Source organism: Nocardiopsis suaedae (assembly GCF_027706745.1).
Taxonomy (GTDB): domain Bacteria; phylum Actinomycetota; class Actinomycetes; order Streptosporangiales; family Streptosporangiaceae; genus Nocardiopsis_A; species Nocardiopsis_A suaedae.
Map to the genome: position 1 here is coordinate 24678 of NZ_JAQFWP010000059.1, position 21509 is coordinate 46186.

At 73.9% G+C, this 21509-nt stretch carries 17 protein-coding genes; 7 read left to right on the plus strand and 10 right to left on the minus strand.

Features of this window, described 5'->3' with window-relative positions:
• Positions 1-21: 21 nt before the first annotated feature.
• From O4U47_RS24225 to O4U47_RS24240, 4 genes are all read right to left on the minus strand, one after another.
• Positions 22-1110, minus strand: a complete 1089-nt coding sequence (locus O4U47_RS24225; protein WP_270680267.1) for a zinc-dependent alcohol dehydrogenase — start codon at positions 1108-1110, stop codon at positions 22-24.
• Between the two features lie 58 nt (positions 1111-1168).
• The gene (locus O4U47_RS24230) at positions 1169-2362 is read right to left on the minus strand and encodes an acyl-CoA dehydrogenase family protein (protein ID WP_270680268.1); all 1194 of its coding nucleotides are present in this window, start codon (positions 2360-2362) and stop codon (positions 1169-1171) included.
• Between the two features lie 600 nt (positions 2363-2962).
• A complete protein-coding gene (locus tag O4U47_RS24235) occupies positions 2963-3982 on the minus strand; it encodes a hypothetical protein (protein ID WP_270680269.1) in 1020 nt (339 codons plus the stop codon).
• A gap of 62 nt (positions 3983-4044) precedes the next feature.
• Positions 4045-4875: a crotonase/enoyl-CoA hydratase family protein gene (locus O4U47_RS24240; protein ID WP_270680270.1), complete on the minus strand. Its 831-nt coding sequence runs from the start codon at positions 4873-4875 to the stop codon at positions 4045-4047.
• A 169-nt stretch (positions 4876-5044) separates the two neighbouring features.
• Here O4U47_RS24240 and O4U47_RS24245 point away from each other — a divergent pair, with 169 nt between their 5' ends.
• From O4U47_RS24245 to O4U47_RS24270, 6 genes are read left to right on the plus strand one after another with little or no spacing between them, the layout of a single operon-like run.
• Positions 5045-6607: an acyl-CoA synthetase gene (locus O4U47_RS24245; RefSeq protein ID WP_270680271.1), complete on the plus strand. Its 1563-nt coding sequence runs from the start codon at positions 5045-5047 to the stop codon at positions 6605-6607.
• Positions 6597-7547: a Zn-ribbon domain-containing OB-fold protein gene (locus O4U47_RS24250; protein ID WP_270680272.1), complete on the plus strand. Its 951-nt coding sequence runs from the start codon at positions 6597-6599 to the stop codon at positions 7545-7547. Before O4U47_RS24245 ends, O4U47_RS24250 begins: the two co-directional genes overlap by 11 nt.
• Positions 7544-8530, plus strand: a complete 987-nt coding sequence (locus tag O4U47_RS24255) for a lipid-transfer protein (RefSeq protein ID WP_270680273.1) — start codon at positions 7544-7546, stop codon at positions 8528-8530. The genes O4U47_RS24250 and O4U47_RS24255 overlap by 4 nt, the downstream gene beginning before the upstream one ends.
• The gene (locus O4U47_RS24260) at positions 8527-9684 is read left to right on the plus strand and encodes a thiolase domain-containing protein (RefSeq protein WP_270680274.1); all 1158 of its coding nucleotides are present in this window, start codon (positions 8527-8529) and stop codon (positions 9682-9684) included. Before O4U47_RS24255 ends, O4U47_RS24260 begins: the two co-directional genes overlap by 4 nt.
• Positions 9684-11282: an AMP-binding protein gene (locus O4U47_RS24265; RefSeq protein ID WP_270680275.1), complete on the plus strand. Its 1599-nt coding sequence runs from the start codon at positions 9684-9686 to the stop codon at positions 11280-11282. Before O4U47_RS24260 ends, O4U47_RS24265 begins: the two co-directional genes overlap by 1 nt.
• Positions 11279-12514 carry a cytochrome P450 gene (locus tag O4U47_RS24270; protein ID WP_270680276.1) on the plus strand — a complete coding sequence of 412 codons (1236 nt, stop codon included), beginning with the start codon at positions 11279-11281 and terminating at the stop codon, positions 12512-12514. The genes O4U47_RS24265 and O4U47_RS24270 overlap by 4 nt, the downstream gene beginning before the upstream one ends.
• Positions 12515-12538: 24 nt before the next feature.
• Here O4U47_RS24270 and O4U47_RS24275 read toward each other — a convergent pair whose 3' ends face one another.
• From O4U47_RS24275 to O4U47_RS24300, 6 genes are all read right to left on the minus strand, one after another.
• The gene (locus O4U47_RS24275; RefSeq protein ID WP_270680277.1) at positions 12539-12937 is read right to left on the minus strand and encodes a DUF3592 domain-containing protein; all 399 of its coding nucleotides are present in this window, start codon (positions 12935-12937) and stop codon (positions 12539-12541) included.
• 343 nt (positions 12938-13280) lie between these two features.
• On the minus strand, positions 13281-15629 hold the full coding sequence (locus tag O4U47_RS24280; protein ID WP_270680278.1) for a YhgE/Pip domain-containing protein: 2349 nt from the start codon (positions 15627-15629) through the stop codon (positions 13281-13283).
• Positions 15630-16337, minus strand: a complete 708-nt coding sequence (locus O4U47_RS24285) for an ATP-binding cassette domain-containing protein (RefSeq protein WP_270680279.1) — start codon at positions 16335-16337, stop codon at positions 15630-15632.
• 179 nt (positions 16338-16516) lie between these two features.
• Positions 16517-17104 carry a TetR/AcrR family transcriptional regulator gene (locus O4U47_RS24290; RefSeq protein WP_270680280.1) on the minus strand — a complete coding sequence of 196 codons (588 nt, stop codon included), beginning with the start codon at positions 17102-17104 and terminating at the stop codon, positions 16517-16519.
• A gap of 91 nt (positions 17105-17195) precedes the next feature.
• Positions 17196-19349 (minus strand): YhgE/Pip domain-containing protein, encoded by a 2154-nt coding sequence (locus tag O4U47_RS24295; protein ID WP_270680281.1) that lies wholly within the window; start codon positions 19347-19349, stop codon positions 17196-17198.
• Positions 19346-20107: an ATP-binding cassette domain-containing protein gene (locus O4U47_RS24300; RefSeq protein ID WP_270680282.1), complete on the minus strand. Its 762-nt coding sequence runs from the start codon at positions 20105-20107 to the stop codon at positions 19346-19348. The genes O4U47_RS24295 and O4U47_RS24300 overlap by 4 nt, the downstream gene beginning before the upstream one ends.
• A gap of 212 nt (positions 20108-20319) precedes the next feature.
• Between O4U47_RS24300 and O4U47_RS24305 the strand changes: the two genes are divergently transcribed.
• Positions 20320-20805 carry a nitroreductase family deazaflavin-dependent oxidoreductase gene (locus tag O4U47_RS24305; protein WP_270680283.1) on the plus strand — a complete coding sequence of 162 codons (486 nt, stop codon included), beginning with the start codon at positions 20320-20322 and terminating at the stop codon, positions 20803-20805.
• Positions 20806-21509 lie beyond the last annotated feature (704 nt).

Below are 21509 nucleotides of genomic sequence, written 5' to 3' on the forward strand. Positions count from 1 at the left end.
GCCGCGCGGGGGCGGCGCGGATCAGTCGCGGAAGTCGATGACGGTCTTCATGTCGGTGGTGCCCCGGTAGTTCTCCAGGACCGAGACGAGGCGGTCGTGGTCGCCGAAGGGAATGACACGGGAGAGCAGCGCCGGCGCGTCGATGACGCCGGAGGTGAGCATGTGCATGGCCGCGGCGATGACGCCGGCGGACTTGTACATCGGGAAGCTCGTCACGTCGAAGGGGGCGGAGCCGACCGTGATGCCCTTGGCCAGCATGAGCCAGGTGTCGAACTTCTGCATCTCCTGGGAGGCGCCGTAGAGGACGTACTTCCCGCGGGGCTTCAGGCGCCGCATCGCCATGCGGCGGGGGTCGCGCTCCTCGTCCCCCTTGATGGGCGGAAGGGCGTCGAAGACGTAGTCGAAGGTGTTCTCCTCGACGTCGGAGACGAACCGGTCCGGCAGGTACGACGCGTCGGAGAACTGCCGCCGCGCGAAATCGTTGCGGTCGGGGCTGGAGTCGACCGAGGCCACCGAGTGCGGGGCGAAGAGCCGCTTGATGATGCTCCCGGCGATGACGCCGATCGGGCCGGTGCCCAGGACCAGCACCCGGTCGCCGATCTGCGGCGGGTGGGTCAGGATCGCCCGCAGCGCCCCGGTGGCCGGCTCGATGAAGGAGGCGTGGGTGTCGGCCAGCTCCGGGGGGACCTTGACGGCCGCGGCCCGCCGGTCGTCGTGGAAGTTCCGGTCGGCCCAGAAGACGTCCTCCTTCACCTGGCCGGCGAAGATCGGGCGCACCGTCCGGTACTCGGCGAACCCGCCGAAGTCGGTCTGGCCCCAGTACACGACCCGGTCGCCGACCTCCAGGCCGTCGGCCGGAGGGACGAAGCCGGGACCGATGTCGACGACCTCCCCCAGGTACTCGTGCCCCAGGATCACCGGGTATTCGGAGGGGAAGAGGTTCCCCTCGAACATGGAGATGTCGGTGGAGCAGATGGAGACGCACCGGGTCTTCATCAGCAGCCCGTCGTCCGGGGTGACCGGCTTGGGGATCTCCGCCATGACCGTCTTGCGGGGGCCGAGGAGCTGAAGGGCCTTCATCGTCGTCGTGTGCACGGTGGTCGCCGTCATCGTCGTCCTTTCTCGGATGCGGTGGTGCGGTGCGGGGGAGTGCGGGGCGGGGCCGGTCTCACCGGCGCATGACCAGGTCGCCGCCGAGGAGGAAGCCGCCGACCGTTTCGTAGTGGGTGGGGGACAGCGTGATGTGCTTGGTGGCCGAATGGACGTCCCGCAGGCAGCGCTCCAGGCGGCTGGAGGTGTAGAGCGAGCCCGTCCCGGCCAGCACGTAGGCCTGGTTCACCGTCTCCACGGCGGCCTCGGCCGCGTTCACGGCGCTGAGCCGGATCAGGGCGCTGAGCCGGTCGCCCCCGGTCTCACCGGACTCCTCGGCGCAGCGCGCGGCGTCGTCGAGGACGACGCCCGCGGCGTGCAGGCGCATCTCCAGCCGGGCCAGCCGCTCCTGGAGCACCGGGCTGTCGGCCAGGCCCCGGGACCCGGCCGCCGGGATCTTCCCGGCGACCACGGAGCGCAGCGTGTCCAGCGCGTCCCGGCCGATACCGAGTGCGGTGGAGGCCGAGGTGAACGGGCCGAAGTCGTAGTAGCCGATGGGATAGGCGCGGGTGGGCGCGGGCGGGCGGTTGAGATCGGCCCCGGCGACGGTGAAGTCGTCGGGCACGAAGACCCCGTCGACGCTGAAGTCGTTGCTGCCGGTCCCCCGGAGCCCCAGCGTGTGCCAGGTGTCGGAGAAGTGGGCCTGTTCCTTGGGGATGAACAGCATGCGGACCTCGGGGGCGCCGCCGACGGTGCGGCGGTCCCCGTCCTCGGTGACGAAGGCGGCGCACACGATCCAATCGGCGTGCGCCGATCCGCTGGCGAACCCCCAGGTCCCGGACAGGATGTAGCCTCCGTCGGCCTTCTCGGCGCGCCCGGCGGGGTTCACGGCCCCGACCACGAACCCGTCGGAGTCGAGGAACAGCTTGCGGGCGGTGGGCACGGGCAGGTAGTCCGACAGTCGGCCGATCGCCCCCTGGACGCCGATCTGCCAGGCGATCGAGGCGTCGATGCGGGCGAGCTCGCGAATGGCGGTGGAACCGGCCGGGATGGAGGCGGCCGATCCGCCGAACGCGGTCGAGACCCACAGGCGGGTGAGCCCGGATTCGGCGAGGGCGCGAAAGGTCTCTTCGGGGGTGGCGCGGTCGGACTCGGCCGCGTCCCTGTTCTCTTGGAGGAGCGGGGCGAGTGCGCGGACGCGGTCCCGCCATTCCTTCCGGTCCGGGGGGAGATCGCGGGTGAACAAGTGGGCGAAGGTGTTTCTCCGGGACATGTGCATTCACCTTGAAAAGAGCGTCGTCACGGAAGTTCGTTAGTACGCGTACATACAAACTATCCGTCGTGATCCGCCTCGTGGAAGGGCGGGGATGTTTCAAGTATGGCGGCGTCGCCGGGAAGGTCAACAGGTATGCGGGGCCGTCCGGTTGCGGTCGCCGCCCCTGGAAGGCGCTGCTGACCTGCGCGGTCGCCGGACGCCTTCGTGATGACGAAGAGTGGGCCCCCTATCGCGGGTGGTGATAATCGGTGCGGGGGCTGCGGTTCCTCTGTGGAGTGGCCATTGGACGTTTCGGCGCTCTTGTGATGTGGAGCACACGCATAAACCGTCGCGTCCGCATCCGGTCAATAGGTGTGAAGGCGGCGGAAAGAATGGAGGCGCTTCCCTTCGTGGGTGCGAAGTGTCACTTCGCGTAGTGGCGCCGTGGCCCACGGTGCCGCAATCTCTTTTTGGGAAACTTTTTCTCGCGACACGGCAGGAGGGTGTTCGGTGAATGTTCACAGAATTTCGTGTTTCGGGGGCCGTGTATGGTGCGCGTCACATCAAGGTGGAACGGACGGAATGCAGGATTCTGTGGACACGCGGGCGTCACTCCCGTCAGCCGCTGTAGTCCCTCCAGTTCTGGCAGTTCAGTAGGCAGGACGCCTCGTCGATCAGGTCCTCGGGGTCGTCGATCTCGCGTTCCTCGATGGAGTGCGACAGCTCGACCAGGTCCACGCCCCATGAGTCGGTCCTCAGGCGGGCGGCGCGCTCGCCGGGGAACTCCAGGCGGGCCTCCCTCCACCCGTGCGGCCACTGGAGCCTGTGGTCGGGCTCTTCGCTGTCCAGATAGGCGGGGTCCATGCTCGTGACGATGGCGCCGTCCCGCCGCGCGCACTCCTCAACGCTGACCGTGGTCAGCTCTTCCCCCGGGCCGCAGGAGAGGAGGCCGGCCGCCGTGGGCCCGGAGGATTCCGGGTCGGGGGCGGGCGGCGTGGTGCCCAGGAGCACCGTCCGGCCGAACCAGTCGCGGTAGACGAGCTCGGTGAAGCCGCTCTTCCCGTAGGCGTGGGTGAACCTCCAGCCCGGCGCGTCGAGCACCGCGACGCTGGAGTACCCGGCCAGGTCGGCCGCCGCCTCCTCCTGCTCCTCCTGTGCCTCGGCGTGGCGCAGTCCGCCGTGCGCCACGAAGGCCATCGCGATGACCGTCGCCCAGGCGGCGTAGCGGCGGTACTCGGTGTCGCGGAAGCCTGCCCCCACGAGCATCGCGATGAACACCGCCGGGGCCGACGACAGCACGATGGGCAGCGCCCAAATCTCGTCCAGCGGCCTCCAAAGCAACAGGAGGCCGGCGGGAGCGACACACGCCGATACGAGCCCTACCAGTCCGCCGACGATGTAAGGGTGCTCCACACGGCGCTCCCTGAGTCTGGCCCCCGCGATCCACATCACGACGGCCCCGGGCGCCAGGGCCCTCAGTGTGAGCGATACGGCCGTGGGGTCGACGCTGGTCACGGTGATAAGGAGGGGCACGGTGCCGAGCACCGTGGCCACGGTCGCGATCGGGGTGTAGAGGAACGCCACGATGGCGGCCTCTTTGACCGGGCCCTGGGTGGGGCCGTCGTGAGAGTCGGACATGGTCGCTTGGAACCGGCCGCGCCTCAAGGCGTTCCGTCGGGGCCGGACTCGGCCAACCGGCCCTACCCTCCCGTGAACCTCGGCTCGCGCTTCTCCGCGAAGGCTCGGGCGCCCTCCTCGGCGTCCTCGGACGCCATCACCTCCCAGCCGACCGCGTCGCTGACCTTGAGCGCCTCCTCCTCCGGCATGCCCTCGGTCTCGCGGTGGACGCGCAGGATCGCCTGGACGGCCAGCGGGCCGCACGCGGCGATCTCGTGCGCCACCCGCATCGCCTCCTCCAGTGCCGACCCGTCCGGGACGACCCGCGTCACCAGGCCGATGTCCGCCGCCTCCCGCGCCGTGTACGACCGGCCGGTCAGCAGCATCTCCATCGCGTGCGCGTACGGGATCTGCCTCGGCACCCGGATCGCGCACCCTCCCATCGGGAACAGGCCGCGCCTGGCCTCGTACAGGCCCAGCACCGCCCCCTCCCCGGCGACGCGCACGTCCGTGCCGACCACCAGCTCGGTCCCGCCCGCCACCGCCGGGCCCTCGACCGCCGACACCAGCGGCTTGGGCGGCCGGTCCTGCCGCAGCAGCCCCTTCCAGTGGAAGTCCTCGATCTCGGCCGCCCGCGCGTTCACGCGCGGATCCTCCGACGGCCGCCCCATCCCCTTCAGGTCCGCCCCGGCGCAGAACACCCCTCCCGCGCCGGTGAGCACCCCGACCCGCACCCCCGGCTCGGCCGCGATGTAGGCGAAGGCGTCCGCCAGCCCCACGAGCATGTCCGTCGACAGCGCGTTGCGCGCCTCCGGGCGGTTCATCTCCACGGTGACGATGGGCCCCTCCCGGCGCACCGCGCAGTGGGGGGTGGAGAGGGGCAGGGGCGTGTCCTCCGCTGGCCGGTCCTTCATGGGGGCCTCCCGTCCGCCGGGCGCGCCGACGCGTGCGTTAACGGTGTTCTCGGGGCCTAGGTGAGAACTGATTCTAGATCGGAAAAACGCTGTTGGACACGGCCTAGTCACAAAAAGAAGAACGTGCTCTACTTTTCGGGGAGTCCGCTTCCGTGTGACGGAGGTCTCCATGTCGGACACCGCCCCCCTCGGCTTCTGGAGGACCGCCCGCGCCCACCCCGACCGCCTCGCCTGCGTCGACCCCGACGGGACCGAGCACACCGCCGGAGCCCTCCTGGCCCGCGCGAACCGCCTCGTCCACGCCCTGCGCGCGCTGGGACTGCGCACCGGCGACGGCATCTGCGGCCTGACCCCCAACGGGTCGGACGGCCTCACCCTCTACCTGGCCGCGCTCCAGGCCGGCCTCTACTTCACCCCCGTGAACTGGCACCTCACCGGCCCCGAGATCGGCTACATCACCGCCGACAGCGGCGCCAGGGCCCTCTTCGTCCACGAGCGGTTCGCCGAGGCGGGCCTCCACGGCGCCGACGCGGCCCGCCTCCCCAAGGAGGCGCGCATCGGATTCGGCGGCGTCCTCGGCTTCGTCCCCTTCGACACCTTCACCGGCGGCCACCCCGACCGCATGCCCGAGGACCGCACCGCCGGGCAGACCATGCACTACACGTCGGGCACCACCGGCCGCCCCAAAGGCGTGCGCCGCGCCCTCAGCGGCCTGGACCCGGACGACGCGGCCGAGCTGGGCACCGCCCTGTTCGGGTTCTTCGGCATCGAACCCGGCCCCGGCAACGCCCACCTGGTCACCGCGCCGACCTACCACACCGCCGTCACCCAGTTCAGCACCACCGCCCTGCACATGGGCCACACCGTCGTCTACATGGACGGGTGGGACGCCGAGGAGTTCCTCCGCCTGGTCGAGCGCCACCGCGTCACCGGCACGCACATGGTCCCCACCCACTTCAAGCGCCTGCTCCACCTGCCCGAGGAGGTGCGCTCCCGCTACGACACCTCCTCGATGCGCTGGCTCGTGCACGGCGCCGCCCCCTGCCCCGAGGAGGTGCGCGCGGCCATGTTCGCCTGGTGGGGGGAGTGCATCTACGAGTACTACGCCGCCACCGAGGGCGGCGGCACCGTGCAGCGCCCCGAGGACCGGCACGCCCACCCCGGCTCGGTCGGCCGCCCCTGGCCCATCACCGAGCTGCGCATCGTCGGCGACGACGGCCGCACCCTCCCGCCGGGCGGGACCGGCACCGTCTACATGCGCATGCTCGGCCCCGACTTCGAGTACAAGGGCGACCGCCGCAAGACCGACGAGGCCCGCCTCGACGGGTTCTTCACCCTCGGCGACATCGGCCGCCTTGACGAGGACGGCCACCTCTACCTGAGCGACCGCACCTCCGAGGTGATCATCTCCGGCGGCGCCAACATCTACCCCGCCGAGATCGAGAAGGAGCTGCTCACCCACCCCGAGGTGATGGACGCCGCGGTGTTCGGCGTGCCCGACGACGACTGGGGCGAGCAGGTCAAGGCCGTCGTCGAGCCCGCCCCCGGCTCCGAGCCCGGACCGGAGCTGGCCGAGCGCATCCGCGCCCGCCTGCTGGGCCGCCTGGCCCGCATGAAGCACCCCCGCACCATCGACTTCATCGCGCAGATGCCCCGCGAGCCCAACGGGAAGCTGCCCAAGCGCCGCCTCCGCGACCCCTACTGGGAGGGCCGTGAGAAGAATGCCGACTGACCCCCCGGGGCCCGGACCCCTCGTCGGGGCGCACACCGTCGCCTTCCCCGGCGGCTACACCCGCAGCACCGGCCCCGTCATCGGCCGCTTCCTCACCGAGCTGCGCGACGGCCGCCTGGTCGGGGTCCGCGCCGCGTCCGGCCGGGTGCTGTTCCCGCCCACCGAGTACGACCCCCGCGACGGCTCCCCGGTCACCGGCGACTTCCCCGAGGTCGGCCCCGCCGGCACCGTCCAGGCCAGGTGCTGGGTGGCCGACCCCCGCCCCGCCCACCCCTTCGACCGCCCCTTCGCCTGGGCGACCGTGCTCCTCGACGGCGCCGACACCGCCCTGCTCCACGCGCTCGACATGGGGGAGGGCGCAGGGACCGACCCGCCCCGGTCCCTGCGGGCCGGGCTGCGCGTCCGCCCCCGCCTGCGCCCCGAGGCCGAGCGCACCGGCGCCATCACCGACATCGCCTGCCTGCGCCCCGAGGTGACCGGGGTCCGCGACACCGGCCGCCTCGACTACACCGTCCGCGCCGACGCCGCCCTCACCCGCTACCTGGAGGCCCAGACCGAAGGGCGCATCCTCGGGTCCCGCGCCCGCAGCGGGGCGGTGTACGTGCCCCCGCGCGACGTCGACCCCGCCGACGGCACCCCCGTCACCGGGGACGTGGAGCTGCCGCCCACCGGCACCCTCACCACCTTCTCGGTCAACCACGTGCCCGACCCCCGCGCCCCGCAGGTCCCCTTCGTCACCGGATACGTCCGCCTGGACGGCGCCGACGTCGACCTGCTGGCGCTGGTCAGCGGCGTCGACCCGGGGCGGGTCCGGCCGGGCATGCGCGTGCGCGCCGAATGGCTCCCGCCCGGGGAGCGCAGCCGCGCCCGCCCGAGCATCCGCTGGTTCGTGCCGGAGGAAGGCGCCGAAGAGCAGGCGGGGGAGGCGGAGGGCCGATGAGCGCCGCGAACCCGGCCCACGTCGCCGTCGTCGCCTACGCCGCCGACGTGCACCCGGGCGGCACCGCCGCCGCCGAACCCGCCCTGGTCCACCGCGCCGTCACCGCCGTCCTCGGCCAGGCCGGGATCGACCGCTCCGACATCGGCTTCACCTGCTCGGGCAGCTTCGACTACCTCGCCGGGGCCCCCTTCTCCTTCGTCGGGGCCCTCGACTCCCTGGGCGCCTGGCCGCCCATCAGCGAGAGCCACGTGGAGATGGACGCCGCCTGGGCGCTCTACGAGGCGTGGCTGCACCTGCTCGGCGCGGAGGAGGGGAGCGGCATCGCCCTCGCCTACGGCTTCGGCAAACCCACCCAGGGGTCGCTGCCCGACATCCTCGCCCGCACCCTCGACCCCTATTACCTCGCCCCGCTGGGCGTCGACGCCGACGACCTCGCCGCCCTCCAAGCGCGCGCGGCCGTCGACGCCGGGGTGTGCACCGAGGAGGCGGCCGGTGCCGCAGGCGCCCCGCCTGCGGACGGCGCGGCCGCGGTCCTCCTGGCCACCGAGCCCGCCGCCTCCCGCATCGCCCGCGCGCGCGGCGTGCGCCCTGCCTGGATCACCGGTCTCGAACACCGCATCGACATGCACAGCCCTGCCTGCCGCGACCTGGCCCGGTGCGCCTCCGCCGAGCAGGCGGCCGCCGCCGCGGGCGTCGACAAGGGCCCCGTCCACGTCGCCGAACTCCACGCCCGCCACCTCCACGAGGAGGCCCTGCTGCGCGCCGCCCTCGGCCTGGGCCCGGAAACCGAGGTCAACCCCTCCGGCGGCCCCCTGGCGGCCGACCCCGTCATGGCCACCGGCCTGGTCCGCATCGGTGAGGCCGCGCGCCGCGTCGCCGACGGCACCGCCGACCGGGCCGCCGCCCACGCCGCCCAGGGCCCCTGCCTGCAGCACAACCTCGTCGCGGTCCTGGAGGCCGCTCCGGAAGGAGGCCCACGATGAGCCGAGCGGCAGCGGTGGTCGGCGTCGGCCAGACCCACCACCGCAGCAGGCGCACGGACGTGTCCATCCCCGGCCTGGTGCGCGAGGCCGCCCTGCGCGCCCTGGAGGACGCCGGGCTCGGCTTCGCCGACATCGACGCGGTCGTGCTGGGCAAGGCCCCCGACCTGTTCGAGGGCGTGGCCATGCCCGACCTGTTCCTCGCCGACGCCCTGGGCGCCCGCGGCAAGCCGCTGCTGCGCGTGCACACCGCCGGTTCGGTGGGCGGGTCCACCGCCATCGTCGCCGCGGACCACGTGCGCTCCGGCGCCTTCCGCCGGGTCCTCGCCGTGGCCTGGGAGAAGCAGTCCGAGTCCAACGCCACCTGGGCGCTCACCGTCGGCCAGCCCTTCTCCGCCTCCCTCGTCGTGGGCGCCGGGGGCTACTTCGCCCCCTTCATCCGCGCCTACATCGAGCGGGCGAAGGCGCCCGGGCACGTGGGGTGGGCCGTCGCCGCCAAGGACCGCCGCAACGCCCTGCTCAACCCCTACGCCCACCTGCGCATGCCCGGCATCACCGCGGAGGCGGTCGCCGCCAGCCCCATGCTCTGGGAGCCGCTGCGCTACCTGGAGACCTGCCCCTCCTCCGACGGGGCCTGCGCCATCGTGCTCGCCGCCGAAGAGGAGGCGCGGACCGCCCCCGGCCCACCCGCCTGGATCCGCGGCGCCGCCGTGCGCAGCGAGCCCATCGCCTTCGCCGGGCGCGACGCGGTCGACCCCCGGGCCGGGCGCGACTGCGCCGCCGCCGTCTACGCCCAGGCCGGGGTGGACGACCCCCGCCGCGGCATCGACGCCGCGGAGGTGTACGTCCCGTTCAGCTGGTACGAGCCGATGTGGCTGGAGAATCTCGGCTTCGCGGAGCCGGGGCAGGGGTGGCGGCTGACCGACGGGGGCGCCACCGCGCTGGACGGCGACACCCCCTGGAACCCCTCCGGGGGCGTGCTGTCCACCAACCCCGTCGGCGCCTCCGGGATGATCCGCTTCGCCGAGGCCGCCCAGCAGGTGCGCGGGCGCGCCGGAGACCACCAGGTGGAGGGGGCGCGCACCGCCCTCGGCCACGCCTACGGCGCCGGGTCCCAGTTCTTCGCCATGTGGATCGTCGGATCGGAGCGCCCCTGATGGAGTTCAACCTGGCCGACCTCTTCGAGGGCGTCGCCGCCCGCGTCCCCGACCGAACCGCCCTGGCCTGCGGAGACGATCGCCGCACCTACGCCGAGCTGGACGCGCGCGCGACCCGCCTGGCCCGCCACCTGGCCGCCGCCGGGGTGCGCCCCGGCGACCGGGTCGCCCAGTACCTGTACAACGGGCCGCACTACGTCGAGGCGCTGCTGGCGGCGCTGAAGATCCGTGCGGTCCCGGTCAACGTCAACTACCGCTACGTCTCCGGCGAGCTGCGCTCCCTGCTCGCCGACGCCGACCCCGCCGCCCTGGTGCACGACGCCGTCTTCGACGCCCGGGTCGCCGGCGCCGCCTCCGCGGCCCCCTCGCTGCGCTGCACCGTCCGGGTGCCCGACGGGTACGAGGAGGCGCTGGCCGCCGCCCCCGACGGCCCGCCGCTTCCCGCCCGCTCCGGCGACGACCTCTACATCATCTACACCGGCGGCACCACCGGCATGCCCAAGGGCGTCATGTGGCGCCAGGAGGACCTGTTCTTCGCCGGGCACGGCGGAGGCGACCCCGGCGGGGAGCCCGCCGCCTCGCCCGGGCAGGCGGTGGACCGGGCCGCCGCCACCGAGGGCGTGGTCATGCTGCCCGCCGCCCCGCTCATGCACGGCGCCGCCCAGCTCGCCGCGTTCATCACCTTCTGGGCCGGGGGCACCCTCGTGCTCGTCCCCTCCTTCGACGCCGCCGAGGTGCTGCGCGCGGTCGAGCGCGAGCGGGTGCTGACCATGAACATCGTCGGCGACGCCATGGCCGCGCCCCTGGCCGAGGAGATCGAGCGCGGTGCGTACGACCTGTCGTCGCTGCTGGTGGTCAGCTCCACAGGGGCGATCCTGTCCGGCTCCGTGCGCGAGCGCCTGGAGCGGGCCCTTCCCGGCCGCACGGTCATGGACAACTACGGCTCCACCGAGACCGGCCTGGTCGCCTGGGGCGTGGCCGGGTCCGTCCCCGAGACCGGGCTGCGCTACCGGTTCGAGGACGACCGCATCACCGTGCTCGGCGCCGGACTGCGCCCCGTGGCCCCGGGGTCGGGCGAGGTGGGCACGGTGGCGCGCGCCGGGCGCGTCCCGCTGGGCTACTTCAACGACCCGGACAAGACCGCCGCCGTGTTCGTCGAGGTGGACGGGGTCCGCCACACCCTCACCGGGGACATGGCCACGGTCGAGGCCGACGGCACCGTGGTCCTGCACGGCCGCGGATCGGTCTGCGTCAACACCGGCGGGGAGAAGGTCTACCCCGAGGAGGTCGAGGCGGTCCTCAAAGGCGCCCCCGGCGTCGGCGACGCGGTCGTCGTGGGCGTGCCCGACCCCCGCTACGGCGAGCGCGTGGCCGCCGTCGTCGCCGCCCCCGACGGGGCGCCGCCCCCCGCCCCCGAGCACCTGGACGCCCACGTCCGCGCCCGCCTGGCCGGGTACAAGGCGCCGCGCCTGTACCGGATCGTCCCGCGGGTGCAGCGCTCGCCCAGCGGCAAGGCCGACTACCGCTGGGCGCGCGCGGCGGCCGCCGAAGGCCGCGGTCCCGCACCTTTCCAGCCGAGGAAGGACGCACCGCCATGACCGCACCGAGCCCGCGCCCCGTCCCCGACGGCTTCGACTTCACCGACCCCGACCTGATCGCCGAGCGCGTCCCCCACGCCGAGTTCGCCGAGCTGCGCCGCACCCGCCCCGTGTACTGGAACCCCCAGCCGCCCGGCCACGGCTTCGACGACGGCGGGCTGTGGATCCTCACCCGCCACGAGGACGTGCGCACCGCCTCGGTCGACTCCCGGCTCTACTCCACCCACGCCAACACCGCCGTGGTCCGCTACTTCCAGGGCATCGACGCCGACGCCATGGACGTCCAGCGCAAGCACCTGCTCATCAACATCGACCCGCCCGACCACACCAAGCTCCGCAAGATCGTCCAGCGGGGCTTCACCCCGCGCGCGATCGGGCGCATGTCCGAGGCCCTCGCCGAGCGCGCCGACCGCATCGTCGCGCGCGCGGCGGACAAGGGCGGCGGCGACTTCGTCACCGACGTCGCCATGGAGCTGCCCCTGCAGGCGATCGCCGACCTCATCGGGGTGCCCCAGCAGGACCGGGGGCGGCTGTTCGCCTGGTCCAACGAGATGCTCGGCTACGACGAGCCGGAGTACACCGTCGACCCGGCGGTCGCCTCGGCGCAGATCCTCGAATACGCCATGGCGCTGGCCGCCGACCGGCGCGAGGCGCCCCGGGAGGACATCGTCTCCGCACTCGTCAACGCCGACGTCGACGGGCGCGGGCTGACCGACGACGAGTTCGGCTTCTTCGTCATCCTGCTGGCCGTGGCCGGGAACGAGACCACCCGCAACGCCATCACCCACGGCATGCTCGCCTTCCTGGACCACCCCGGGCAGTGGGAGCGGTTCCGCGGCGAGCGGCCCTCCACCGCCGCCGACGAGGTCGTGCGGTGGGCCACCCCCGTCATCGCCTTCCAGCGCACCGCCACCGAGGACACCGAGATCGGCGGCGTCCCGGTGGAGAAGGGGCGGCGCGTGGGGCTCTACTACAGCTCGGCCAACTTCGACGAGGAGGTGTTCACCGACCCGTTCGCCTTCGACATCGGCCGCGACCCCAACCCGCACCTGGGGTTCGGCGGAACCGGGGCGCACTACTGCCTGGGCGCCAACCTGGCCCGGCTGGAGATCGACCTGATCTTCAACGCGATCGCCGACCGGATGCCCGGCCTGTGCGCGCTGGGCCCGCCCGAGCGGTTCCGCTCGTCGTGGATCAACGGCGTCAAGCACCTGCCGGTGCGCTACCGGTGAGCCACCGGTGAGCGGGGCCGGGCCTCACACGAACCAGCGCAGGTAGCCCAGGTACATTCCGACCACGATGAGGACCGCGCCCACCACGGCGAACATGATGTGCACCCAGTTGCTCAGCCACGGGGCGTCCACGATCCGCGCCACCTCGGGGCGGTTCGGGTGGTAGGTGACGGTCACCGTCTCGCCGTGCTTCGAGGCGGTCCACCCCGTGCTCTCGTGCTGGGCGTGGACCTCCTCGCCCAGGTGCGTGGTGAAGCGGACGATCATCCGGGCGGTCGTGCTGGACTCGGCGTACCCGACGACCTCCCCCTCGGCCCGCAGCCCGTTGCGCATCAGCAGGGCCGTCCACAGCGCGTGGCGGAAATAGGCGTACATGACGGCGATGCCGGCGGCGATCGGCAGGAGGGGGTAAATGTCGGCCACGGCGGCTCTGCTCCACTCGGTCGGTCGGCACCAGGGCCCAGGCTAGAGCACGCAACGGGCCGCCGATAGAGCACCACCCGTGACACGCGGGCGGGCGCGCCATCCTCCGGGACGAGGACGGGCCCACCTTTCGTCGTAGGCGCGGATACGCTCCCGGGCCGATGCCGCGCCCCGCCGCCCGCCGGTAGCGTCGGACCCGGCCGACGGCGGGGAATACGGGGCCGCGCCGGAGGCCGCGGGGCCCGGCCGGGCGCGTTCGGGCCCGTACGGCGGGGCCGGAGTCCGTGGTGGGACCCCGGCCCCTCACCGTTCCCGGCCGCCGGGCGGCGCACACGGCCCGCGCTCACAGCTCCAGTGCCGGGTGCAGGCGCGCCATGGTCCACACCCGCTTCCCGGCCACCGCCGCCCAGCCCAGCAGCAGCCCGCCCGCGGTGTAGGCGCCCAGCACCAGGCAGGCGTGCAGCACCGCCTGCGGGTCCCCGCCGCTGATCAGGTGGCGGCTCGCGGTCACCGCCTGGTACATCGGCATGAACGGCGCGATGGCCTGGAGCAGGCCCGGACTGGTCTGCAGCGGGTAGGTGCCCCCGGCCGACACGATCTGCACGATCAGCAGCACCAGGACGATGACCTTGCCCGGCGCGCCGAACTGGGCGTCCACCCAGTGCACGATCGAGGTGTAGGCGGCGGCCACCAGCACCAGGAAGCCGATCAGCCCCGGCCAGTCCACCGCGTCCAGCCCCAGCAGCAGGTGCAGGGCGGCGGCCATCACCACCGCCTGCGCCGCCCCCAGCACCAGGCCCGGCAGCCACCCCGCCACCGCCACCCGCCAGGACGGGGCGGTGGAGGCCAGCGCCCGGCCCGGCGCGGTCGGCAGCACCATGTACACCACCATGGCGCCCACCCACAGCGACAGGCCCAGGAAGAACGGGGCGAAGCCGGTCCCGTAGTCGGGCACGGGGTTGGAGGTGGACGAGGCGAGCCGCGTCGGCGCGCTCATCATCGAGCCGCGGGCGTCGCGGGAGTCCTCGTCGAACGTGGGGATCCGCCCCGCCCCGTCCCGCAGCCCGTCCGCCAGCTCGCCGGAGCCGCTTTCGAGGTCGCCCAGGCCCTCGTCCAGGTCCCCGGCGCCGACGCGCAGCTCGGTGATGCCCTCGTCCAGCGAACCGGCGCCGGAGGCCAGGTCGCCCAGGCCCGAGTCCAGCTCGTCGGCGCCCTCCTCCAGGTCGCCCAGGCCGTCGGCGAGGTCGTCGGCCCCGTCCTCCAGGTCGCCGAGCCCGTCGTCCAGGTCGGACGCGCCGTCCTCGGCCTCCGACAGGCCGTCGCGCAGCTCGCGGGACCCGGACGCCAGGTCCTCCAGCCCCGATGCGAGCTCGTCGACCTGGTTCCGGGCGTCCTCGGCGTCGTCCGCCAGGTGGGGGGCCTCGTCCTTCAGCTCCTGCGCCAGGTCCCGCACCGCGCGCGCGTCCGAGGCGATCCCGTCGATGCGGTCGCGGTGGTCCTCCACGTACTGGTCGGCCCTGAGTGCGAGGTCGATCCCCTCCTTGAGGGCGTCCCGCACCTCGGGCGGGATGTCCGGGTACTTCGCGGGGTCGTCCAGGTCCTCCTTGAACGCCTTGAGCCGCGCGGTCTCCTCATGGCAGATCTCCGGCAGGCCGTCCAGGGCGGTCGCGAGCCCGTCGGCGGCGGTCGCGACGTCGCCCGCGTCCTTCTCGATCTCGGGGGAGTGCTCCTTGAGGAGCGGGATCCACTCGTCGGCGAGCGCGTCGACCTCGTCGGCCTTGGCGCCGACCCGGTCCGAGGCGGAGGCGGCGCCCTCGGCCAGGTCGGCCGCCCCCGAGCGCAGGTCGCCCAGGCCGGACTCCAGGTCGTCCGCGCCGCTCTTGGCGGCGGAGGCGCCCTCGGCCAGGTCGTCCGCGCCGTCCTTGGCGGTGGACGCGCCGTCGGCCAGCTCTCCCGCCCCCTCCTCGGCGTCCGAGGCGCCGCCCGCGACCTCCCCGGCGCCGTCCTCGGCGTCGCCGAGCCCGTCGTACAGCCGCTCCGAGCCGTCCTTGGCCTGCGACGCGCCGTCGGCCAGCTCCCCGGCGCCGTCGGCGGCCTCCTCGGTCTGGGAGTGGATCTCGTTGAACCCGACGAACATCGAGTCCAGGTACCGGGAGACCGCTGTCTCGTCGACCGCCTTCTCGATCTCGGTGAGCCCCAGAGCCAGAAGCTCGGAGGCGATGTAGTTGGTGGCGTCGTTGTAGTGGACCTCCAGCCGCGCGCGCGTGGGGTCGTGCTCGGTGTCGGCGGGGGAGACCAGGTCGGCGCTGAAGTCCTCGGGGATGGTGACGGAGGCGTAGTAGCGGCCGTCGGCGACCCCGGCGGCGGCGTCGCGCGCGTCGGTGACCCGCCACGCCAGGTCGCCGCGCTCGACCAGTTCGTCGGTGAGGTCGTCCCCGGCGGTGACGGTCTCCCCTTCGGCGGTGGCCGGTTCATCCTCGTTGACCAGGGCGACCGGCAGGTTGCTCAGCTTGCCGAAGGGGTCCCAGAACGCCCACAGGTACATGCCGGTGTACAGCAGCGGGATGACCGCCAGGGCGCACAGCGCGGCGATGGTCAGCGGGTGGCGCAGGAAGGAGCGGGCCGACAGCCACCCCAGGCGCGGGGTGGGAAGGAAGCGCATCCTCGGGAGCCGCGGCTTGGGGGCCCTCATCTAGGCCTCCTTGCGCGCGAACAGCTCCGACAGGCGGACCGCGCGCTTGCGTCCTGGGCGTGGCGGGCGGTGCAGGCGCACCACGGCGGTGCCCTCGTCCGCCCCGGCGGGGTCGCCGCAGGCGGCGACGACGGTCAGCCCGGTGTCGGCCAGTGCGCGCAGCGACCCCCAGAACTCCCGGCGGTGCTCGTCGGTCAGGCCGTCGTCGGCGTCGTCGACCAGCAGCAGGCGCGGCTCCTCCAGCAGGGCCAGCGCCACCCCCAGCCGGAGGCGCTCCAGGCCCGAGAGGTCCTTGGCGAGCGTGCGCGTGTCCAAGCCTCCCAGCCCCGCCTCCTCAAGGGCGGGGGCGACCGCCGTCTTGGGCGCGGGGCGGAGCCGCAGCAGCATCCGCTCGGTCAGGTGCTCGGCGACGCGGAGCCGCTCGTCCAGGTCGTTCACACCCTCGGACAGCCCCAGGGCGGCGATGGCGCGTACCTTCCGGGCGTGGCGGGGCAGCGCGTGCCCGTCCACCACCAGGCGGCCGCCGGTCGGGCGCATCCGCCCGGACAGGGCGAGCAGCAGCGCGGTGCGCCCGCTGCCGGAGTCGCCCGCGACGGCGGTCAGCGACCCCGGGGCCGCCTCCAGGCCGACCCCGGAGAAGACCGTTCCCTCCCCGGTGCGCAGCTCCAGGTCCTCGGCCACCACCCGGACCCCCGTCGCACGGCGCATCCGCCCCCCTCGGCTCGCCTACGTCCGTCCTGGGCACGAGCCTGGGCGCGGGGGCACGCCGGGGGCAACGCGCCACGCTCGGACTTGGCGATCCCCGGACCTCGGCGTTGATCTCGGGAATAACGACGCTAAAGCCGCGCCCGTAGGGGCGGATCCCCGAGATCGACGCGGGGGAGCGCTCAGGCGCGCTCGGCCCGCAGGATGTCGTCGACCAGCCGCATCAGCACCGCGTGCACCTCCTCCAGCGGCCGGTCCGGGGAGAGGGTGCGCCACTCCAGGGCCGCCGTCAGCGCCATGCCGAACAGCGCCGACCCGGCCACACCGGTGTCCAGGCCCGGGCGCATGCCGCCCTCGGCCCGAACCGCGTCCAGGAGCTCGGTGAACACGTCGATCGCCTGGCGTCGGATGCGCAGCGCGGTAGCCTCCCAGGCCTGGTTGGTGCGCCAGGACTCCGACAGCAGCAGCCGGGCCAGGTCCTCGTACTCGGCGATGAACTGCAGCTCGGCCCGGACCAGCCCGGAGAGCGCCTCGCGCGGTGGGCCCACCGCGCCCTCCCGCAGCATGGCGGCGAACCGGTCCACCCCCCACTCCAGGAAGGCGGTGAACAGCTCGTTCTTCCCGCCGAAGTTGTAGTAGACGGTGCCCTTGGCCAGGCCGGCGCGCTCGGCGATCCGGTCCACGGTCACACCGTCCAGGCCGTGGGCGGAGACCTCCTCCAGGGTGGCCTGGAAGAGGCGCTGCCGGGTGGCCTCGCGTCGCGCGCTCACGGGTCGCTCCTGCGTACGGGGGATGGGTGCGACCGTCATTATCCCGCCTTCCCCGGCCGGGGGCGCCGGTCGCGGCGCCCCCGGCCGACGTTCACAGCTTCAGCGCCGGGTGCAGGGCGCTCATCGTCCACATCCGCTTGCGCGCCACGGCCAGCCACGTCAGCAGCCCGAAGACCGCGGTGTAGGCGGCCAGCACCCCGCACGCCCGCAGCACCACCGTCGTGTCGCCGCCGCTGATCAGCACCCGCAGCGCCGACACCACCCAGCTCATCGGCAGGTAGGGGGAGATCGCCTGGAAGAAGCCCGGGCTGGTCTCCACCGGGTAGGTGCCCCCGGCCGAGGTGAGCTGGAGCATCAGCAGCACCAGCGCCAGGATGCGCCCGGCCGAGCCGAAGCGGGCGTTGGCCCACTGCACGACCGCGGTGTAGGCGGCCGTGGTCAGCAGCAGCAGCCCGACCGTGGCCGGCCAGCGGTCGGCCTGCAGCCCCGGGTACAGGTGCAGCGCGGCCAGGCTGATGCCCACCTGTGCGGCGCCGATCGCCGCGGCGGGGACCCACCCGGCCAGGGCGATCCGCCAGGACGGGGCGGCCGAGGCCAGCGCGCGGCCCGACATCGGCGGCAGCACCATGTAGATCATCATCGCGCCCACCCACAGCGACAGCGGGATGAAGAACGGGGCGAAGCCGGTGCCGTACTGCGGGGCCTCGTTGGCGATGTCGGAGCTCAGCCGGACCGGCTCGCTCATCATGGCGCCGCGGTCCTCGCGGTCGTCCGCGCCGAAGGTGGGGATGGAGTCGGCGCCCTCGTCCAGGCCGTCGGCCAGGTCGCCGGAACCGGACGCGAGCCGCCCCAGGCCGTCGTCGAGCTCGTCGGCGCCGTCGTCGAGCCGTCCGATGCCCTCGTCCAGCGCCCCGGCCCCCTCGTCCAGGTCGCCCGCACCGCCGGACGCCTTCTCCAGGCCGTCGCGCAGGTCGCGGCTGCCCTGGGCCAGCTCCTGCAGGCCGTCGTCCAGGTCGTTGATCTTGCCCTGCGCGTCCTCGGCCTTGTCGGCCAGGCCGGGGACGGTGTCGGCGACCGTCCCGGCGATGTCGGCGACCTCGTCGGCCTTGGCCTTGATGCCGTGGATGCGGTCCCAGTTGTCGGCGACGAAGTCGGCGTAGTCCGCCCCGCCGTCCGCGTACGTCCGGGCGTCCTGGAGCAGCGCGTACCCGCCGGGGTCGGTGGTCTGCAGGTCCGGGTTCTCCTCCAGGTGGTCGGCGACCCTCTGGGAGTAGGCGCGCGCGTCGGCGGCGTCCTGCCGCACCCCGGTGGGCTCGTCGGGGAGCCCGTCCAGGGCCTCGGACAGGGCGGTGGCGGCCGCCTCGGCGTCCTCGGCGGCGGTCGTGATCTCGTCCTCGTGGTCCCGCAGGTAGGGGATCGCCTCGTCGGCCTTGGGGTTGAGCTGGTCGGCGGCGTCGGAGACCTGCTGGGAGGCGGTTCCCAGGCCGGAGGCGAGCGTCTGGGAGCCGTCGTAGAGCTCGTCGATCCCGGTGCTCAGCTCGTCGGCGCCGGAGGAGAGCTGGGAGGAGCCGTCCTTGGCGTCGCCCAGGCCGTCGCTGAGCTGCTCGGACCCGTCTTTGGCGTCGGCGCTGCCGTCGGCCAGCTTGTCGGCCCCGTCGGCGGCCTCCTCGGTCTTGGAGTGGATCTCGTTGAAGCCGAGGAACATCTTGTCCAGGTAGTCCGCGACGGCCGTGCTCGCGGCGGCCGAGCGCACCTCCTTGAACGCGGAGGTGAGCAGCTGGCGCACGGTGAAGCCGTTGGCATCGTTGAAGTCGGCCTGGAGCAGGGCCGGGACCGGTTCGGCGCCGTCCTCGTCGGGGGAGGCCAGGCGCTCGCTGAAGTCCTCGGGGATCGTCAGCGAGACGTAGTAGCGGCCCTGGGCGACGCCCGCGGCGGCCTCGTCGGCGTCGACGACCTTCCAGTTGAGGTCGCCGCCTTCGAGCAGCTCGTCGGTGATCTCGTCGCCCGCGCTCAGCTCCTCGCCGCCGGCCTCCACCGGGCGGTCCTCGTTGACCAGGGCCACCGGAAGGTTGCTCATCCGGTCGAAGGGGTCCCAGAACGAGGACAGGTACAGGCCGGAGTAGAGCAGCGGGACGATGCTCAGCGCGACGATCGCGGCGGTCGTCAGGCGCGCCCGGAAGAACGACCGGACGGACAGGCCGCCCAGGCGCAGCGAGGGCAGGGCCCGGGGCTTCCGGAGCTTCACGCGTTCTCCTTCTCGGAACGGTTCGGGGAGGATCCGGTGTCGGCGCCGCCGTCGGTGCGGGCGTCGGCGGTCGGCAGGCGTCCGGCGTGGTGGCGCCCCTCCGGGGGCGGGGCCGCCCCGCCCATCTCGACCACGTCGGCCAGCCCGCGGGCGGCCTCGGCGTCGGCGCAGGCGGCGACGATGGTGGGCCCGGTGTCGGCGACGGTGCGCAGCCGCTTGAAGAAGGCGCGCCGCTGCTCGGGGCTCAGACCGGTGTCGGCGTTGTCCACCAGCACCAGGCGGGGTTCGTCCAGCAGGGCGAGCGCCACGCCCAGGCGGCGCTTCTCGGGCATGCCCAGGTCGCCGACCAGGCGCTGGGTGTCGAGCCCGTCGAGCCCGGCGGCGGCCAGGGCGGGGCCGGTGATCGAGCGGGGGGCGGGGCGGAAGCGCATGAGCAGCCGCTCGCGCAGGTGCTCGGCGACGCGCAGGCGCTCGTCCAGGTCGTTGACGCCCTCGCAGAGCGCCAGGGCGGCGGTGCCGCGCACCCTGCGCGCGTTGCGGGGCAGCTCGTGGCCGTCGACGGCGAGGGTCCCGGAGGTGGGGCGCATCCGCCCGGCCAGGGTGAGCAGCAGCGCGGTGCGTCCGCCGCCGGAGTCGGCCCGCACCGCGGTGAGCGAGCCGGGGGCGGCGTCCAGGTCCACCCCCGCGTAGACGGTCCCCTGGCCGGTTCGCAGCCCCAGGCCCTGGGCCTGGACCCGTGCCCCCGTCGCCGTGCGCATGCCGGTGCCTCCCGTGCGTGTTTTTGAACTGACCAGTCAGTACAAAAGTACGCCACGGGCGGGGGTGGCGGGGTGCGGTCGGACGGTGGAATGCGTCACGCGGTGCTGGGGCGGGGGTTCCCGAAAAGGCGGCCGAATCGGGCCATCCCGGACATCTTGACCGCGGGCAGGGGAGGCGGCGTAGCCTCGGCCCCGACCCGATCGGAGGATCCATGGACCCCACGCGGCCCCCGGGCCTGGACGCGCCCTCGACCCTGCGCGCCGTCAAGGCGGTCTCCCGGCTGAACGCGGCCGTGTACCGCGCCACCGGCGGGCGCGTGGGCGGCCGCTTCCGGGCGCACCGGGGCTTCCCGCGCGCCATCCCCGTGTGCCTGCTGACCACCCGCGGGCGCAAGAGCGGGCGGCTGCGGACCGCGCCGCTGCTCTACCTGGAGCTGGAGGACGGGACCGTGGCCGTCGTGGCGTCCCAGGGCGGCATGGCGCGCAACCCCATGTGGTACAGGAACATCCTGGACGAGCCCCGGGTGGTCCTGCAGACCGGCGCCGACATGACCGTGCGCCGGGCCCGCACCGCCACCCCGGAGGAACGCGCTGAGCTGTGGCCCCGCCTGGTCGAGCTCTACCCGGAGTACGCGGACTACCAATCGTGGACCGACCGCGAGATCCCGGTGGTCCTCCTGGAGCACCCCGGAAGGTAGGGGACCCGGGGCGCGAGGTGGATGGCGGCGACGACGAAGGTCGGCGGCCCTACCTGCGGGTCGGTCGGCCGCGCGGCGTGTGCGTGGTCACCGTGGATGGCGGCGACGGCCAGAGCGGGGCTGGTTCCCCGAGCCTGCTTGCCGGGCGCCGGGCCCCTCGCGGTCGGGGTTGGCGGGCGGCTCGGCTGGTATCCCACTCGCGGCCCCCGGCCGGGCGGCGGGTCGTCGGGGTGCGGGGTGGGGGGCAGCGACGACGAAGGTCGGCGGCCCTGCCTGCAGCGTTGTCGGCTGCGCGGCGTGTGCGTGGTCACCGTGGATGGCGGCGACGGCCAGAGCGGGGGCGGTTCCCCGAGCCTGCTTGCCGGGCGCCGGGCCCCTCGCGGTCCGGGTCGGCGGGCGGCGCGGCTGGTACCCCGCTCGCGGACTCCGGCCGGGCGGCGGGCCGTTGCGGTGCGGGTGGGCGGCGCGGCAGGGAAGGCGAGGCTTCTTCGCGTTCCCGGCGGCCACTGGGCCCATCCCTCGGGCCCTGGGCGAGGCCGCCCGGGGGGGCGGGTTCGCCGAAATGCGCCTGGTGGCCGGAATCCGGGCCCCGATTCCGGCCACCAGGCGTACCTCGGCGAAAATGTCCCGCATGGTGAGACGCAGGGGTCGGGGTTCGCCCTCTCCGACGCCCGGACCCGCCCCCGTCGGGCCCGCCCTGAACC

Coding starts and splice junctions, on each gene's coding strand:
- O4U47_RS24225 (WP_270680267.1), bottom strand. CDS start 1,110: ATGACGGCGACCACCGTGCACACGACGACGATGAAGGCCCTTCAGCTC.
- O4U47_RS24230 (WP_270680268.1), bottom strand. CDS start 2,362: ATGTCCCGGAGAAACACCTTCGCCCACTTGTTCACCCGCGATCTCCCC.
- O4U47_RS24235 (WP_270680269.1), bottom strand. CDS start 3,982: ATGTCCGACTCTCACGACGGCCCCACCCAGGGCCCGGTCAAAGAGGCC.
- O4U47_RS24240 (WP_270680270.1), bottom strand. CDS start 4,875: ATGAAGGACCGGCCAGCGGAGGACACGCCCCTGCCCCTCTCCACCCCC.
- O4U47_RS24245 (WP_270680271.1), top strand. CDS start 5,045: ATGTCGGACACCGCCCCCCTCGGCTTCTGGAGGACCGCCCGCGCCCAC.
- O4U47_RS24250 (WP_270680272.1), top strand. CDS start 6,597: ATGCCGACTGACCCCCCGGGGCCCGGACCCCTCGTCGGGGCGCACACC.
- O4U47_RS24255 (WP_270680273.1), top strand. CDS start 7,544: ATGAGCGCCGCGAACCCGGCCCACGTCGCCGTCGTCGCCTACGCCGCC.
- O4U47_RS24260 (WP_270680274.1), top strand. CDS start 8,527: ATGAGCCGAGCGGCAGCGGTGGTCGGCGTCGGCCAGACCCACCACCGC.
- O4U47_RS24265 (WP_270680275.1), top strand. CDS start 9,684: ATGGAGTTCAACCTGGCCGACCTCTTCGAGGGCGTCGCCGCCCGCGTC.
- O4U47_RS24270 (WP_270680276.1), top strand. CDS start 11,279: ATGACCGCACCGAGCCCGCGCCCCGTCCCCGACGGCTTCGACTTCACC.
- O4U47_RS24280 (WP_270680278.1), bottom strand. CDS start 15,629: ATGAGGGCCCCCAAGCCGCGGCTCCCGAGGATGCGCTTCCTTCCCACC.
- O4U47_RS24285 (WP_270680279.1), bottom strand. CDS start 16,337: ATGCGCCGTGCGACGGGGGTCCGGGTGGTGGCCGAGGACCTGGAGCTG.
- O4U47_RS24300 (WP_270680282.1), bottom strand. CDS start 20,107: ATGCGCACGGCGACGGGGGCACGGGTCCAGGCCCAGGGCCTGGGGCTG.
- O4U47_RS24305 (WP_270680283.1), top strand. CDS start 20,320: ATGGACCCCACGCGGCCCCCGGGCCTGGACGCGCCCTCGACCCTGCGC.